The organism is Allocoleopsis franciscana PCC 7113 (assembly GCF_000317515.1).
GTDB classification, from domain to species: Bacteria; Cyanobacteriota; Cyanobacteriia; order Cyanobacteriales; family Coleofasciculaceae; genus Allocoleopsis; species Allocoleopsis franciscana.
In genome coordinates this window covers 7,071,122-7,087,321 of the sequence record NC_019738.1, presented here as the reverse complement: position 1 = coordinate 7,087,321, position 16,200 = coordinate 7,071,122, and the positions used below count along the sequence as shown (strand labels likewise).

Here is a 16,200-nt window from a genome sequence, read left to right as displayed (position 1 = left end):
TGCCCCTACAATATACTTGTATTCTGCTTCAGCGTTATTACTGATAGTTGGGATATTTGGTTAGGAAAATATCGGTGTTTTTACGGTCTGATATTTTTTGGGCAAACGCCAAATCCTCCTCGATGGCAACCTCATCGCAGGGCAAGAAGCACTACATCAGTGGGTACTAGAACTCACTGACTCACTTCACATTAGCCAAGTCGCCCTAGAAGTTACCCAGCAGTCCTTACTAGAAGCGCGTGACGCCATTCGCCGCCAAAAACAAAGACTGCAAATCCAAGAAGACGCACTGCTGGCACTCACTCAAGGACTCGATCGCCTCGCTCAACAAGTTGGCACCAGACTCAACGAACTGGAAGCGCGAGTACAGAAGCTAGAAGTGCGCGTTGCTGCCAATGAAGACTTAGACAGAATTGTAACCGCTTGGGCAGCAGAACAAACTTACACCAAACTACCTTGGGCGGTGCAAGTCGCCTTGTTAGCACGGGAAGTCTTCAGCAGTTCCGTCGCCACCTATGAACTGGAAACAGGAGATACCACTCGGTATCGCTCGTTACTGGTTAATAAAATCCTCTCTACCAGCAAACAACTACCTCAAAGCTTCTTTGGACTCGCTGACTTGCTGGATTACTCTTGGAAACCAATGGTAGAAAGCGATCGCAACCTCTCAGCCGCCTTACTCGAAGTTCGCTCAATCCCGCAACAGCGCCTTCACAATACACCCCTATTGTTTGCGCTAGGAACAACCCTAGAACTCGCAACATTACCAGAAGAAGCAAGACCGAGTAAACCGGGGCAAAGTGCGATCGCCCTCTGTCGCGCCCAAATTGGCTCCGTCTCCCGCACCACTGATGCACGAGAATTTATCACCACCGTCATTGAAGAAACCGCTAATGACTGTGTAACCATCCTATCCAGACGTTGAAATTCATGAAATCTGCTACTCCCCAAGTTGGACTTGTCTTAGTCGGTGGCGGTGCTAGAGGAGCCTATCAAGCGGGTGCGCTCAAGTATTACGAAGATGCCAAACGTTGCTTAGAGCCAATTGTACAAACCTTTAGCAGTGTTCAAGCTCAGCGTCAGTCTCATCATTCACTCATTAACTTAACGGCGCAGTTGCTGAATGACCCGTTACTATGACACGACTCGATGTTGCAAACATGGCGCTGAAAACTAGACCCCAAGCCGACTAGATTAAAACAAAAGTTGCTCTTACAGGATTCTACCCAGCCCAAATGCTTAAATGAGAATATTACCTTTACACGAGAAAACATACATTTACCAAAATGAGTAGTTTTCCTGCAATCATTCCCTTTGCCTCATTCCTATACTTTCACTAGACTTGACGGTCAGTGAGCATCGAACACGCTCTCCTTAACGGACGTTTATAAAGAATTCGCGTATGTCCATCGAAAAACTTCAGCCTGCCGACAAAGCAGCCGTAGGTGTTTACATGCCCTACTATCAGGGTGCAAAGCGCAACGTCTTACCCTTAGCCATTAGTCTGTATCAACAGGGTTCCCTTGAAGGTCAGCGCCGGATAGAAGGTGGTGATAGCATCCCCTTTGTCGCTACCTGGTTCGTCTCCAAGCTTCCTTCAGAACTGACTCGCTGCCGATTACAGTTTGATGGCAACGCCGACCTCAGTTACGAAGTCACTATGGCAAATTCTGAGTTTATCAATTACTTAATTGAAGTAATTATGAATTTTAAGCGATCGCGCCTGTCAGATTTTTCTCAGGCATTCTATCGCAAGCTGCTACGGATTGACGAGTAAGCACCATTTGAAACTGATTAGGAGAGAAAGAAGGGGTGACAAAATCCGCGAAATATTTGCTGGTCGGGTCAACAGAAGCTTACTGTGGTAAGTCAGCGACTATCTTGGGCGTTGCTCATCAGTTGAAACAAAAAGGGCTAGACATCGCCTATGGGAAACCACTCGGAACGTGTCTGAAAGATGATTGCCCGAATGGAATGGAAGAAGATGTCCGGTTTATCCCGGAAGTACTCAATTTGCCGCAAAAGCGGGTATGTTCCCCTCTGCTCTCTTTGGACGCCGAGGCGATTCAAAAACGCCTGCGGGGAGAGGACTCAACTAATTATCGTCAATCTCTAAAACAGTACATTCAAGAACCCAGCGGCGATTTAATGTTGTTGGAAGGGCCAGGAACTCTGAGTGAGGGGAGTTTGTTTGACTTATCGTTGCTGGAGGTCGCTCAAGAAATTGACGCTACTGTCCTGCTTGTGGCTCGATTTCACTCCATTTTGATCGTAGAGACTCTGTTGTCGGCTAAAGAACGCCTGGGTAAGCATTTGCTGGGAGTTGTGATTAATGATATTCCGCCTGAGCAACTGTCGATGGCTCAATCAACCGTGCGAACATTTCTAGAACGCCAGGGAATTCCTGTGTTGGGGATGTTACCCAGAAGTCCACTATTACGTAGTGTCAGCGTTCGGGAATTGGTACATCAGTTGCAAGCGGAAGTGCTTTGTCGTTCTGATCGCTTGGATTTGATGGTAGAAAGTTTGACAATTGGGGCAATGAATGTTAATGCTGCTTTAGGGTATTTCCGCAAGCGAAATAATATGGCAGTGATAACAGGAGGCGATCGCGCAGATATTCAGATGGCAGCGCTTGAAACCTCGACCCAGTGTCTCGTCCTCACGGGTCACATGCCACCCCAACCGTTTATCCTCAACCGCGCCGAAGAGTTAGAAATCCCTGTTTTGTCAGTTGACCTAGATACACTCACCACCGTGGAAATTATTGACCGTGCCTTTGGTCAGGTACGCCTCCACGAACCCATCAAAGTGCAGTGCATTCAACAACTGATGGAACAGTACTTTGACATTGATCGCCTGATGAGTCAGTTGGGTTTAGAAGCCGTCGTGTCAGCACATTCTTAGAGAATGGGTAATGGGTAATGGGTAATGGGTAATGCAAGTTAAAACTGCTTACTGATTGCCTATTCCCAATTTTCAAAAGGTAACATGTATACTCAAAAAGTTGCATTGTCGAGTATTTAGAGTTATGGCGATCGCGCACGCGATTTTAGTCTCCCTGATTGAATGCCCCGCGAGTGGCTATGACTTGGGAAAGCGATTTGAGTCTTCAGTTGGTTTTTTTTGGAAAGCCACCCACCAGCAAATTTATCGGGAACTGACCAAACTCGAAGAACAAGGCTGGATTAGTGCAGAGGTCATTGCTCAAGAAAACCGCCCCGATAAAAAGCTCTACAGCGTTACAGAAGTCGGAAAGCAACAGTTGATTGAGTGGATGGTTCAACCCGGGGAACCGATTCCCATCAAAGACGATTTATTGGTTAAAATCTTCGCTGGCTATCTAGCTCCTAAAGAGACGATTTTGGCAGAATTACAGCGTCATCGCCAACTTCACCAGGAACGATTAAAGACTTACCAAGATATAGAAGACGAATTCTTTCAAAATCCTCAATCCCTTTCCCAAGCTAACAAGTTTCATTATCTAACTCTCCGCAAGGGCATTGGTTACGAGATGGATTGGATGACTTGGTGTGACGAAGCGATTGAACTTTTGAAATCAGAATGAAACCAATCATTGTCTTTGGCAGCATTAACATGGATTTGGTCGCCAAAACTCCTCGGTTACCTGTTGCGGGAGAGACGATAAAAGGAGATGAATTTTTTACAGCCGGGGGCGGAAAAGGGGCAAATCAAGCCGTGGCGGCAGCGCGGCTGGGTATCTCCACTCAAATTGTGGGGCGTTTAGGGAATGATGATTTTGGGCGTCAACTGCTGCGTCATTTACAAGCTGCCGGTGTTCAGACGGATGGTGTTTTGGTAGATGAGGCAACAAGTTCTGGCGTCGCTGTGATTACGGTGGATGATGCCGGAGAAAACAACATTATTATTATTGCGGGTGCCAATGGACGGTTGAATGAAACTGACGTGGAACGCCTCCGCAGTAAGTTGCCAGGGGCAGCCGCTTTGCTGATGCAGTTGGAGATTCCGATGACAACCGTACAGTTAGCAGCGCAAGCGGCACACTCCGCAGGTGTACCTGTGATTCTTGATCCAGCACCGGCTCAAGATATTCCAGATGAGCTTTACTCACGGATCGATATTATTACTCCCAATCAGTTGGAAGCGTCTCAGTTAGTCGGTTTTCCTGTAGACGGGGAAGAGGCAGCCGCTAAAGCGTCGGCTGAGTTACAACAACGAGGTGTCAGTACGGTAATCGTGAAACTAGGCGATCGCGGTGTCTTCTGTGCGACGGCAGAGGAAACCTTCTTTGTCCCAGCTTTCTCAGTTCAAGCGGTTGATACGGTTGCGGCGGGTGATGCCTTCAATGGTGCTCTAGCAGTCGCTTTGGCTCAAGGGCGTTCTTTGCGGGAAGCGGTGGTGTGGGGAGCAGCCGCAGGGGCACTTTCGGCAACAAAAGCGGGGGCGCAACCTTCTTTACCGGATCGCAAGACGTTCGAGACGTTTCTGAAAGAACGGGGTGTGGGGATTTGTTAATTGTGTGCAGGTGTTTGCATTGAAGTAGATCGTCATAAATATTTATTATTGAGTCAAGGTAGAAGGCACCGGAGCTAAGCGTGAGGAGGCTAAAGGCTGATGGGAAGAGGATTTAAACATCGTTTGTCTTTCTTTACAGAGTTATCTTTACTTATGCCTTCCTACTTAATTTTGTTAATTTTTTCTTCTCAGAGTATTTTCTCCATAAACACAGTGCAGAAACTATCGTTGTAGGGAGCGATCGCGTAAAATCCCAGCCGCTTATAGAATTTAAGTGCTTGTGTTTGTTTTTGTTCGTCCAAGAGGTCGAGTCTGACTTTTTTATAACCTGTTTTTCGGGCAAAATCTAAAAGTAGCTGAACCATTTGATTTGCTAACCCTTGTCCTCGGTACTTTTTGATAAACCACATTCGCTTTAGTTCACAGATGTCATTATTCAAGCGTCGGATAGCTCCACTTCCCACGACCTTTCTCTCGTCCATAAGCACTAAGAATGTGCCACCGTTGTTAAAGTAGTACGAGTGCATATCATCTATGTCAGACATGGTATCGAAACGCCTAATCACTTCTTCAGAAACCTGAAAAATTTCATTGCAAACTGCAAAAATTAGGTGCTTGACCTCTTCAGATTGGTGTAATTGTATGGATTTGATTTCTATCATGTGAGATAGGGCAGTTGATTCTTACCCGAATTGGATATCTATGACATTACCTGATGGTCCGCGATCGCGGCGATTACCACGATTACTACGAACGCTCAAGCTGGTTTTTCGCCCCTTGGACTACCTAGACGAATATTCCCTACGCTATGGCGACATCTTCAAGATAGGAGGGGAAAAATCGCCGCCCTTCGTTTATGTGGGTAATCCAGAAGCGGTTAAGCAGATTTTTACTGCCGAGCCAGCACAATTTGAATCGGGCAGAGGCAATGGAGTTTTACGATATCTGCTGGGGGACAACTCCCTAATCATGCTCGATGGTGAGAGCCACGAACGCCAGCGACGGTTGTTGATGCCTCCCTTTCATGGCGATCGCCTACGGACTTACAGCCAACTCATCTGTGACATTACTCAGGAAGTAACAGATGAGTGGACGATTGGCAAGCCCTTTTTCGTCCGTCCCTTCATGCAAGAGATTACCTTACGGGTGATTTTACGCGCTGTGTTTGGATTGGATGAAGGAGAGCGATTTCAGCAGCTAAGACACTTGCTCAATTTCATGCTAGACGCGCTGGGTACTCCCCTCAGTTCTACCTTGCTGTTTTTCCCGTCACTCCGCCAGGATTGGGGGCGGTTCAGTCCGTGGGGGCGCTTTTTGCGAATCAAGCAGCAAGTCCGACAACTACTTTATGACGAGATTCGGGAACGGCGGGAGCAAGGTGACTTCTCTCGTACCGATATTCTTACCTTACTGCTGTCCGCTCGTGACGAAGCCGGTCAACCGATGACGGATGAAGAGTTACACGACGAGTTGATGACTCTCCTCGTTGCCGGACATGAAACCACCGCTTCCGCTCTAACCTGGGCATTTTACTGGATTCATCATCTCCCGGAAGTGCATGACAAGCTGATGGCGGACTTAGGAACGCTGGGTGATAGCGTCGATCCGATGGAAATGGCTCGACTTCCCTACCTGAGCGCTATCTGTTCTGAAACGCTGCGGATTTATCCCATTGCTCCGAGTACCTTCATTAGAATTCTCAAATCACCCATGGAGATTGGGGGGTATCAGTTTGAAGCGGGTACGGCACTGATGCCTTCAATTTATCTAATCCATCAACGAGAGGATATTTACCCAGAACCCAAGCATTTTAAACCAGAACGCTTCTTAGAAAGGCAATATTCCCCTTACGAATATTTACCGTTTGGTGGTAGCAACCGACGTTGTATTGGAGCGGCATTGGCACAGCTTGAGATGAAATTAGTCCTTGCGAGTATTGTGTCGCGCTTTCAGCTAGCACTCACCAGTAATCGTCCCATCAAGCCAGTACGTCGGGGCTTAACTTTAGCTCCCCCCGCAGGGATGCAGATGGTTGCAATTGCGCCTCGGCTTGAGAAAAGTCCAGTTAGGGCGTGACTTCGCTGAATTGGGATGCTCCCGGCACGAGATAGAATTATGCCCCTATAAAGCGTCGAAAATTTAAGCCATTATGCTGATTTAAATTCCGCACTATGGCTTAGCCAAATTTTGGAGAGTCGCATCTACCATGGGAATGATAGACAGCACGACAGTACGAAGAACAGTGCATCTCTACAAAGCTTTACCTACTTTTTTATTTCTGTAGAGAATGCTTTCAACAATATTCACTTAATATCTCTGCTCGACAGTTGGCAGGAAAAGATTTTCATTCCTATTTGTGTGTATTGAATGGATAGTCTTGCACTTGAGTTCAAGAGAAATCGGGTTTCAAAATCCAAAAATTTTTCTCTCCAGCAGGAATAACTGGAAATTCTTTGGAACGCTCTGTATAAAGATTTAAACGCATCTCTACAACGTTTCAGAGACTCGTCTGCTGCATATCCACGCGCAGACTTTTTTATACAGGGAATTGCTCAAATAAGGTAAAGCCGTTGCGGTTGTACCCAATCCCCCAGGGTAATCCGATTTACCGAATGTCTAAACACAGTTTGCACAGACAATAATGCTGAGAACCACCCCGCTTGTTAACAATATCTCCGTTGAGCGCTTAGTCAAGCTTTGGGCAGAGCGCTACGTACCGGACTTATCAACTTTTTCCTCCTCAACAGGCTATTTAGCTTCTTCTGAATTGGTGGAAGCTGCCTCTCCACAGGGACGAACTCAAACTGTTGCTAAGTTACAGCGCATGGTGGAAATCAACTGTAAGTGCGCCGGCATACAGACGAATGTGATTTTCTCTTACATTCCTAATGTTGTCAGTTTGACCGAAAGTCAAGGAATTGCTAAAGCGGCATCGCAGGTTTATCAAAAGGTACTGGAAATTTATCAGCAACAATCAATTCCTCCCGCTTTACTTTCAGCGATATCTGAGGGAGAAACGATTGATTTATCGGCTGAGATTTTTAAGCCAGAAGTCATGCCAAAATTATCGCTGTTAGAAGTCAAACATCTAGCCATAGCGATTGAACCGATATTACTGCAACTTCAATCAAAGCATCTTTCAACCCCTGACAGACGCACCATTGGTTTCATGAGTACGCAGTTTCACTTGAGTGCCAAGTTAGTACTCAATCGACTGACAATATCAGAGCAATTGTTGCTAAGTCCCTACTTCAAGTTTGTCGAAGAGCAAGTCTGTATTCCCTGGCAGCGAGTCTGTGCCGCTGCGGCAAAGCATGAGCTTAACTCACCCATGTTAGCCCTTGTCCAGAAACTGTTACCCCTTTCTCAGGAGATTGCCAAGCAAGTCTACAACCAAGCGGTTCAATCGTACCCTAATCATCGCAGCCGTCGTGGAAGACTCAGCGACGCAGGAGTGAGAACTTCTAGCATCCGAGACATAGAAATGTTCCAAGGATATTTATGGCTGTGTGCTTTAGAGGGAAATATGAGGGCAGTCGAAGAGGAACTGCTTCCCCTATGTATGATGGTTTTTCCCAGTATCGAGGTGACTTGGGAACTGGTAGAACAATTGTTACCGTTGCTGGTGGCTGAAATTCAAGAACTCCTGTCGTCAGCTCAGATGCGCCTTTTGTTACCCTATACTCAATCGATGCAACAACTATTTTCTGACTTAGAAAGCAAGGCAGCCGGGAAGACTAAAAACTTTATCATATTTGCTTGAATGCTCTCAAGGGTAATGGGTAATGGGTAATGAAGAATCGAATAACAATGAATGCTGTAGATTATTGAGTTTTTCTAGATTAATTTTCCATTATCCATTGCCCATAGCTCCCTCACCGATCATCTCCATTTTTTCCATTCAGTTTTTGGCGTTTCTGTATAAGCTAATAACTTTCCTTGGGAAATTACATAACGAATAGTTGATTGACGACGAATTGCCTCGTAACGACTATCAGCATCTAAGACAATCAAATTAGCTGATTTCCCAACTTCAATACCATAGCTATTTTCCAAGTTTAACGTTTTAGCTCCATCAACGGTCACCATATCAAAACAAGCATCAATTTCAGCCATTCCCGTCATCTGGCAAACGTGAACCGCCATGTGGGCTACATTCAGCATATTTCCCGTTCCTAAACTATACCAGGGGTCTTGGATGCAATCATGGCCTAAACTGACATTCAAACCTGCTTGCCACAATTCTTTAACCCGCGTTATACCCCGGCGTTTAGGATAAGTATCAGTCCGTCCTTGAAGGGTAATATTAATCAAGGGATTGGCAATGAAATTAATTTGCGATCGCTGCAAAAACCCCATCAACTTATTGGCATAAGCATTGTTATAAGAACCAAAAGCTGTTGTGTGGCTAGCAGTGACTCGCGACGCCATGCCAGTGCGAATTGCACAAGCCGCCACAACTTCCAAAAAACGCGATTGATCATCGTCAATTTCATCACAATGGATATCAATTAGCCGATTATATTGCTCAGCTAATGTAAAAATCCGATGTACCGATCGCACCCCATCTTCTCGCGTCAATTCATAGTGAGGAATTCCTCCCACCACATCCGCACCCAATCTCAGTGCTTCTTCGAGTAACTCCTCATTTTTAGGATGACCATAAATCCCGTCTTGGGGAAAAGCTACCACTTGCAATGTTATCCAATCTTTAACCTCTTCTCGCACTTCTAACAAGCCTTGAAGCGCGGTTAAAGTCGATTCGCTTACATCGGCATGAGTGCGAACAAATAACACCCCTTGAGATGCCTGCAACTTTAAAGTTTCCTTAGCTCTATTTTTGACATCTTCCAGCGTCAAACTTTGCTTACGTTCTCGCCAAATTTCAATACCTTCAAATAATGTTCCGCTTTGATTCCATCGAGGTTCACCCGAAGTTAAGGCTGAATCTAGATGAATATGTGACTCGACGAAGGGTGGACTTACCAGTTGTCCTTGTATATCGAGTTCTAGCTGTCCGGGTTCGCTGAGTTGGGGGGAAATTGCAGCAATTAATCCATCTTTAATTCCTATATCAACTTCGTCGTTGAACAACCGACAGTGGCGGAGGAGTACATCGTAAGGCATTGGTGTTATGAATTAGGTTAGTTTCTGAACCAATTTTGCCAATTTTTTCAGCCAATAAAAGTAGTGAGGGTTTAAACAGCCGCTTACAGCACGGCTTCTCACTCTTGGGACTAGCAGAAAATTTGATGACGTAGCAACAAGACAGTCAGGCAGCGATCGCCCCATCAGCCATAATGCCGTTTTCTCCACGACTAAACTTCACATTACTTCATAATATTCAGTGCTAGTTTGTGCAAGAGCGCTGGCGGCTCAAGTCACGCTGACACCCCCCAACTTCCACTGTGGGTAATCTCTCGGTCTTTCTCTAAATATTTCCTATCTAAGGCAGCAAAGAAGTAACCCAAAGAATTTTATATTGGGAGGAGCGCGTCATTCTTAAAAAATTGTGAAAGCGATTAATCTTCTCGGTTCAACCGGCTCCATTGGCACTCAAACCTTAGATATTGTGACTCAGTACCCCGACCAATTCCGGATTGTGGGATTGGCGGCAGGGCGTAATGTAGAGATGTTAGCGTCTCAGATTCGGCAGTTTCGACCCGAAATTGTCGCCATCTGTGTCGAAGAGAAATTACCAGAACTCAAAGAAGCAATAAAAGACCTCGACCCCCAACCCATCCTACTCGCCGGAGAAGCTGGGGTGGCGGAAGTCGCCCGCTACGGCGATGCAGATATCGTTGTCACAGGTATTGTCGGCTGTGCGGGGTTGTTACCGACCATTGCTGCCATTGAAGCGGGTAAAGATATTGCTCTTGCCAATAAAGAAACCCTGATTGCCGGTGGCCCCGTGGTGCTGCCGTTAATTGAGAAACATGGCGTTAAGCTACTACCGGCTGACTCAGAGCATTCTGCCATTTTCCAATGCCTTCAAGGCGTACCCAAAGGCGGATTACGGCGAATTTTGTTGACAGCCTCTGGGGGTGCGTTCCGGGATTGGCCTGTAGAAAAGTTACCAGAAGCCAAAGTGACAGATGCCCTCAAGCATCCCAACTGGTCAATGGGTCGCAAGATTACCATCGACTCTGCCACCCTGATGAATAAAGGATTGGAAGTCATTGAAGCTCACTTCCTCTTCGGCATGGACTACGATCGCATCGACATCGTGATCCATCCCCAAAGCATCATTCACTCCCTGATTGAACTACAAGATACCTCTGTCTTAGCCCAATTGGGATGGCCTGATATGCGCTTACCCCTACTTTATGCCCTATCCTGGCCCGATCGCATTTACACGGACTGGGAACAACTCGATTTAGTGAAAGCTGGTAGCCTCACCTTTAGAGAACCCGACCATGAAAAGTATCCCTGTATGCAGCTAGCCTATACGGCGGGACGTGCCGGGGGTTCCATGCCTGCGGTATTAAATGCCGCAAATGAGCAGGCGGTTGCGCTATTTTTAGACGAAAAAATTGGATATTTAGATATTGCCCGTTGTATTGAATACGTGTGCGATCGCCACCAAGCGGATAACTGCCAAAATCCATCTTTAGATGACATTATTGCAGCCGATCAATGGGCCAGACAAGAAGTTTTGGCAGCTCATAAATTGATGAATCAAGGTAATCGTTTGATTTCCCTAGCCTCTACAGCCCAGATCTAATACCAACTTACTAAATGCTGGCTACAAATACTTTTCTTGTTCCCCCCGAACCCAAGCCGGAGCGACCGGAGCCGAAGGTGAGGATGAGGAGGTTAGGGGGGTAAAAAAGTAGCACTATTTAATGAAATTGGTATAACTAGAATTTGGCTGCAAGCTGCCGTGGAAACGAAAAGCCCCACTTCTCTCTTCGGCACTCTCTGTGCCTGGAATGGTTTTTTAAAAATAAACTAACGAGCATACCCTAAACTGACAAACTACTCATCCTCAGACTCTGGAATCGGAAAAACATCCCCACGCAGATAAGCCTCAAAATACCGTTTAAAATAAATCCAAGAAGTCATATCTTCTTGGTCTAATTTTGACGTAGGAGCATTTTTATACAAAGGCAGGCGAGAGTTAATTTCGTCCTGAAGCAATTCGGGTAAAGCAGAAAAGCTGTCTGCTTTGTTCCCAAAAGCACTATAGATCAGATGACCCGCTTTATTTCCCATTTTCATCCAGGGAAGCCAAGGCCCAACCCTATCCCAAGAAAGCATTACTTGAGAAGCTGAAGATTTCTCCGGATCGAGAAGCTCATCCGTTGCCGCTGTAAACTTAAACAATTCAACGGATTGATAGTGAGGATTGGGACTGTACGCTAAAAATTTCTCGTCCTTTAAAGGATTGGGATAATTAGAAAACAAATTAAAAAATACCGTGGTAGTATCACCATTGACTCCCACTGGTAAACGTCCTTGAATGAAACGTTGTACCAATTTGTTAGCAACATGAACCACTGTCAGCCGTTCTCCTGTCCAGGGATTTTCCCAAGTCCGAAGAGGGTGATCAGTTATTGGATCGAGATAATAAGATAGTTCCCTTGAGGTGAGATCCCAGCTACCATCCTGATTATCAATAAATCGTCCCACACTCATTCCTACGATGTTAAACAGATGCTTTTGTGGCTCATCGGGAACAAAAGAGTAAATTGAACCTCTCCAAGTTAGAAACATTTGTTGGGCATCTGTTGAGCCACGGACTTTAATGAAAGCCGTTGCATCCATCTCTTGGATTGAGTAAGCCATGACACCTTCCTAGAACTTTTAATCCAACTTAGTCCAAAACGAAAAAGCGCCCCTTTTTCGAGGGCGCTTTCGATTCAGCTAGAAGCTAGTTCTTAGCCGTTGATAACCGGAGCGGTCAGAGCCACAGGAGCCGCTTCACCCGCTGCCAAGTCGAGGGGGAAGTTGTGAGCGTTACGCTCGTGCATTACTTCAAATCCCAAGTTAGCGCGGTTGAGTACATCAGCCCAGGTACCAATCACGCGACCTTGAGAGTCGATGATGGACTGGTTGAAGTTGAATCCATTCAGGTTGAACGCCATGGTGCTGATGCCCAAAGCGGTGAACCAAATGCCAACTACAGGCCAAGCAGCGAGGAAGAAGTGCAAGCTACGGCTGTTGTTGAAAGAAGCATATTGGAAAATCAACCGACCGAAGTAACCGTGAGCAGCAACGATGTTGTAGGTTTCTTCTTCTTGACCGAACTTGTAACCGTAGTTTTGAGATTCGGTTTCGGTTGTCTCACGAACCAGAGAGCTGGTAACGAGACTTCCGTGCATTGCAGAGAACAAGGAACCGCCGAACACACCAGCCACACCGAGTTGGTGGAAGGGGTGCATCAGGATGTTGTGCTCAGCTTGGAACACGAACATGAAGTTGAAGGTTCCAGAGATGCCCAGGGGCATACCATCAGAGAAAGAACCTTGTCCGATGGGGTAAATCAGGAATACAGCGGTTGCAGCCGCCACAGGAGCGCTGTAAGCAACAGCAATCCAAGGGCGCATCCCTAAGCGGTAGCTGAGTTCCCACTCACGTCCCATGTAGCAGAAGACGCCGATGAGGAAGTGGAAAATTACCAACTGGTAAGGGCCACCGTTGTAAAGCCACTCGTCTAAGCTAGCTGCTTCCCAAATTGGGTAGAAGTGCAAGCCGATGGCGTTAGAAGAAGGAACAACGGCTCCACTGATGATGTTGTTACCAAACAGCAGAGAGCCAGCAACAGGCTCACGGATACCATCGATGTCCACAGGAGGAGCAGCGATGAAGGCGATGATAAAGCAGGTAGTGGCAGTTAGCAGGGTAGGAATCATCAGGACACCGAACCAGCCTACATAGAGGCGGTTGTTGGTGCTAGTTACCCACTCGCAGAACCTTTCCCATACGGAAGCGGAACGCTCGCGTTGTAGTGTGGTTGTCATTTCAGTATGATTACGGTTGAACTTGAGATTTATGAATGAGTTGGGTAAAAAATCTTTACCTTGCTTCTCATTATTAGTTACATTCCTTTACAAAAGCAAGCGGTTCGGCTTTAGGGATTGTAATCATTTTTATAACTTTTACTTATTAAAGCCATGGATTCAATCTCAACTCTAGGCTGTGAGCTGTTCGGGGTCAGTCCATCTGTGCCTAGCGGTACAGGTTTTTGTGAGTGGGTTGTGTGAATCTCTATGGGGGGCGGCGATTGCCAGAGTGGAAGATGGAGAGAAGCGATCGCATTTTTGTTCTCCCAACCCACAATCAGCCGTGACCTTCCTTCGTCAGAAGGCGCTGGTTATAAACTCTACTGTGTCTTTCAATCAGGGATTATGCCGCAATACTTCGGACAATTGCACACCACCGAACAGCCTTGGTCAAGCCTTGGAACCGTACAAGCTATACAGCAAGAGGAGCGCCATATCCTCTTCAAGTGCGGCGAACCGTGTCTAACCATCAGTGTGCTTGCACCCAATTTAATTCGAGTACGCATGACACCGACGGGTGAATTCCTCGCGCATCGGTCGTGGGCGGTGGCGCAGGCGGATGAGCAATGGTCGATGGTGCCCTTTGAGGTAGAAGAAACAGCGGATACGGTAGACATCAAAACCGAGCAGTTGCGCCTTGTCGTCCATCGTCACCCTTGTCGGATTCAGTTCTTTGACTCACAAGGACAGCCTTTTGCTCAAGATGCCGACCCCGCAATGGGCTGGCGGGAAGGTGCTGTTGCGGGTTGGAAACAAATTGAAACAGACGAACACTTCTATGGTTTCGGTGAGCGCACGGGTTTGCTGGATCAGATTGCAAAAGTTAGAACGAACTGGACTTTTGATGCGCTTGATTACGATGTAATGACCGACAACATGTATCAAGCGATTCCCTTGTTCATGGCGTTACGTCCAGGGGTGGGGTATGGGCTGTTCTTCAACACCACGTTTTGGAGCCAGTTTGATATGGGTGCCGAACAACCCGGTACCTGGCGGATGGAAACACGAGGCAATGAATTAGATTACTACATCATCTATGGCCCTGAACCCGCCCAAATCCTCAGTACTTACACTCAACTCACGGGTCGGATGCCTTTACCTCCCCAATGGGCATTAGGTTATCAGCAGTGCCGCTGGAGCTATGAATCAGATACGGTTGTGCGCGAACTTGCCCGTGAATTTCGTCAGCGCCGCATTCCCTGTGATGTCATCCATCTCGATATTGATTATATGAAGGGCTACCGGGTTTTTACCTGGAGTCCTAAGCGATTCGGGGATGCCCCACAGTTGATTAACGAACTCAAGCAAGACGGATTCAAGACGGTCACGATTATTGACCCAGGCGTTAAGTATGAGCCAGAAGCCGATTATGAGGTGTTTGACGAGGGATTAAAAAACGACTATTTTGTGCGAAAAACGGATGGTCAACTGTTTCATGGCTACGTCTGGCCTGATAAGGCGGTTTTCCCGGATTTTATACGCCCTGAAGTCCGGGATTGGTGGGGACAATGGCAAAAGAGCGTAACTAGCCTTGGTGTTGCGGGTGTCTGGAACGACATGAACGAACCCGCACTCGATGACCGTCCATTTGGTGACCCTGGTAACAAGGTTTGGTTTCCCCTAGATGCGCCGCAGGGGCCAATGGAGGAGAGAACGACTCATGCTGAAACTCACAACCTCTACGGATTGATGATGGCACAGGCATCATGTAAAGGGTTGGAGGAGTTACGTCCAACTGAGCGTTCCTTTGTGCTCACTCGTTCGGGTTTCGCGGGTATTCAACGCTGGTCAGCGGTGTGGACAGGGGATAATCAATCCCTGTGGGAACACCTGGAAATGTCAATCCCGATGTTGTGTAACCTAGGTTTATCGGGTGTGGCCTTTGTCGGGGCGGATATTGGCGGGTTTGCAGGTAACGCGACGGGTGAACTGTTTGCACGTTGGATGCAGGTGGGAATGCTTTACCCCTTGATGCGGGGACATTCCGCCATGAGTACAGCACGGCATGAGCCTTGGGTATTTGGCGACAAGGTGGAGAGTATTTGCCGTGATTATATTGAACTTCGTTACCGCCTGCTCCCCTACCTGTACACCCTCTTCTGGGAAGCGGCAACCACTGGCGCACCCATTCTGCGACCCTTACTTTATCATTTTCCCCAGGACTCGCAGACTTACACTCTATCCGATCAGCTAATGCTGGGTTCTTCATTACTAGCAGCGCCGATTTACCGTCCAGGAGTCGAACATCGTGCGGTGTACTTGCCTGAGGGTCGCTGGTATGACTGGTGGAGTGGCGAAGGGTTTGATGGCCCCACTCATGTCTTGGCAGATGCACCCCTCGAACGGATGCCGATGTACATTCGTGCGGGTTCGATTATTCCCATGGCACCCGTCAGGCAATATGTGGATGAACGTCCCTTAGACCAGATGACGCTGCGGGTTTGGAGGGGTACGGGTGAATTTACGCTGTATGAAGATGATGGTCGCAGCTTCGACTATAAAACGGGTGCCTATTGCACTACTACCTATCGTGTTCGTACAGAGGGTGAACAAACCCTGGTTGAAATTGGGCGATGTGAGGGAAACTGGTCACCCCCAGAACGTGAAGTGATTGTGGAACTGATGGGTGTTGGCGAACAACGCTTTGTCGATAATGGAACGGCGCGTAAGTTGACCTTTTCCACAGCATCATAGGCTA

14 protein-coding genes are annotated in these 16,200 nt (G+C 47.1%); 10 read left to right on the top strand and 4 right to left on the bottom strand.

Annotated elements, in window-relative coordinates:
• Positions 1 to 97: 97 nt before the first annotated feature.
• The 6 genes from MIC7113_RS29175 to rbsK all read left to right on the top strand — a co-directional run bounded on the left by MIC7113_RS29175 (position 98) and on the right by rbsK (position 4,497).
• Complete coding sequence (locus MIC7113_RS29175) at positions 98 to 925, top strand: hypothetical protein (RefSeq protein WP_015185785.1); 828 nt, start codon at positions 98 to 100, stop codon at positions 923 to 925.
• A gap of 5 nt (positions 926 to 930) precedes the next feature.
• Positions 931 to 1,140 (top strand): hypothetical protein, encoded by a 210-nt coding sequence (locus MIC7113_RS29170; protein ID WP_015185784.1) that lies wholly within the window; start codon positions 931 to 933, stop codon positions 1,138 to 1,140.
• A gap of 262 nt (positions 1,141 to 1,402) precedes the next feature.
• Positions 1,403 to 1,777 (top strand): type IV pilus biogenesis protein EbsA, encoded by a 375-nt coding sequence (gene ebsA / locus MIC7113_RS29165; RefSeq protein WP_015185783.1) that lies wholly within the window; start codon positions 1,403 to 1,405, stop codon positions 1,775 to 1,777.
• A gap of 35 nt (positions 1,778 to 1,812) precedes the next feature.
• Positions 1,813 to 2,907 (top strand): phosphotransacetylase family protein, encoded by a 1,095-nt coding sequence (locus MIC7113_RS29160; RefSeq protein ID WP_015185782.1) that lies wholly within the window; start codon positions 1,813 to 1,815, stop codon positions 2,905 to 2,907.
• 124 nt (positions 2,908 to 3,031) lie between these two features.
• Entirely contained in the window at positions 3,032 to 3,568 is a 537-nt protein-coding gene (locus MIC7113_RS29155; protein WP_015185781.1) for a PadR family transcriptional regulator, read from the top strand.
• Entirely contained in the window at positions 3,565 to 4,497 is a 933-nt protein-coding gene (gene rbsK / locus MIC7113_RS29150; protein WP_015185780.1) for a ribokinase, read from the top strand. Before MIC7113_RS29155 ends, rbsK begins: the two co-directional genes overlap by 4 nt.
• Positions 4,498 to 4,685: 188 nt before the next feature.
• Here rbsK and MIC7113_RS29145 read toward each other — a convergent pair whose 3' ends face one another.
• Positions 4,686 to 5,159 (bottom strand): GNAT family N-acetyltransferase, encoded by a 474-nt coding sequence (locus MIC7113_RS29145; protein WP_015185779.1) that lies wholly within the window; start codon positions 5,157 to 5,159, stop codon positions 4,686 to 4,688.
• Between the two features lie 40 nt (positions 5,160 to 5,199).
• Here MIC7113_RS29145 and MIC7113_RS29140 point away from each other — a divergent pair, with 40 nt between their 5' ends.
• On the top strand, positions 5,200 to 6,573 hold the full coding sequence (locus MIC7113_RS29140) for a cytochrome P450 (RefSeq protein ID WP_015185778.1): 1,374 nt from the start codon (positions 5,200 to 5,202) through the stop codon (positions 6,571 to 6,573).
• A gap of 565 nt (positions 6,574 to 7,138) precedes the next feature.
• Positions 7,139 to 8,260, top strand: coding sequence for a hypothetical protein (locus MIC7113_RS29135; RefSeq protein WP_015185777.1), 1,122 nt, complete (start codon positions 7,139 to 7,141; stop codon positions 8,258 to 8,260).
• A 119-nt stretch (positions 8,261 to 8,379) separates the two neighbouring features.
• On the opposite strand, the gene codA is transcribed toward MIC7113_RS29135, so the two are convergent.
• Positions 8,380 to 9,624, bottom strand: a complete 1,245-nt coding sequence (codA, locus tag MIC7113_RS29130) for a cytosine deaminase (protein WP_015185776.1) — start codon at positions 9,622 to 9,624, stop codon at positions 8,380 to 8,382.
• A 385-nt stretch (positions 9,625 to 10,009) separates the two neighbouring features.
• Between codA and dxr the strand changes: the two genes are divergently transcribed.
• Complete coding sequence (gene dxr / locus MIC7113_RS29125; protein WP_015185775.1) at positions 10,010 to 11,221, top strand: 1-deoxy-D-xylulose-5-phosphate reductoisomerase; 1,212 nt, start codon at positions 10,010 to 10,012, stop codon at positions 11,219 to 11,221.
• A 254-nt stretch (positions 11,222 to 11,475) separates the two neighbouring features.
• Here dxr and MIC7113_RS29120 read toward each other — a convergent pair whose 3' ends face one another.
• Both MIC7113_RS29120 and psbA read right to left on the bottom strand, forming a co-directional pair.
• Complete coding sequence (locus tag MIC7113_RS29120; RefSeq protein WP_015185774.1) at positions 11,476 to 12,285, bottom strand: DUF1838 domain-containing protein; 810 nt, start codon at positions 12,283 to 12,285, stop codon at positions 11,476 to 11,478.
• Positions 12,286 to 12,377: 92 nt separating this feature from the next.
• On the bottom strand, positions 12,378 to 13,460 hold the full coding sequence (gene psbA / locus MIC7113_RS29115; protein WP_015185773.1) for a photosystem II q(b) protein: 1,083 nt from the start codon (positions 13,458 to 13,460) through the stop codon (positions 12,378 to 12,380).
• A 387-nt stretch (positions 13,461 to 13,847) separates the two neighbouring features.
• Here psbA and MIC7113_RS29110 point away from each other — a divergent pair, with 387 nt between their 5' ends.
• A complete protein-coding gene (locus MIC7113_RS29110) occupies positions 13,848 to 16,196 on the top strand; it encodes a glycoside hydrolase family 31 protein (protein WP_041781409.1) in 2,349 nt (782 codons plus the stop codon).
• The last annotated feature ends 4 nt before the right edge of the window (positions 16,197 to 16,200 follow it).

Coding starts and splice junctions, on each gene's coding strand:
- rbsK (WP_015185780.1), top strand. CDS start 3,565: ATGAAACCAATCATTGTCTTTGGCAGCATTAACATGGATTTGGTCGCC.
- MIC7113_RS29135 (WP_015185777.1), top strand. CDS start 7,139: ATGCTGAGAACCACCCCGCTTGTTAACAATATCTCCGTTGAGCGCTTA.
- codA (WP_015185776.1), bottom strand. CDS start 9,624: ATGCCTTACGATGTACTCCTCCGCCACTGTCGGTTGTTCAACGACGAA.
- MIC7113_RS29155 (WP_015185781.1), top strand. CDS start 3,032: ATGGCGATCGCGCACGCGATTTTAGTCTCCCTGATTGAATGCCCCGCG.
- MIC7113_RS29140 (WP_015185778.1), top strand. CDS start 5,200: ATGACATTACCTGATGGTCCGCGATCGCGGCGATTACCACGATTACTA.
- ebsA (WP_015185783.1), top strand. CDS start 1,403: ATGTCCATCGAAAAACTTCAGCCTGCCGACAAAGCAGCCGTAGGTGTT.
- psbA (WP_015185773.1), bottom strand. CDS start 13,460: ATGACAACCACACTACAACGCGAGCGTTCCGCTTCCGTATGGGAAAGG.
- MIC7113_RS29110 (WP_041781409.1), top strand. CDS start 13,848: ATGCCGCAATACTTCGGACAATTGCACACCACCGAACAGCCTTGGTCA.
- MIC7113_RS29145 (WP_015185779.1), bottom strand. CDS start 5,159: ATGATAGAAATCAAATCCATACAATTACACCAATCTGAAGAGGTCAAG.
- MIC7113_RS29170 (WP_015185784.1), top strand. CDS start 931: ATGAAATCTGCTACTCCCCAAGTTGGACTTGTCTTAGTCGGTGGCGGT.
- MIC7113_RS29120 (WP_015185774.1), bottom strand. CDS start 12,285: ATGGCTTACTCAATCCAAGAGATGGATGCAACGGCTTTCATTAAAGTC.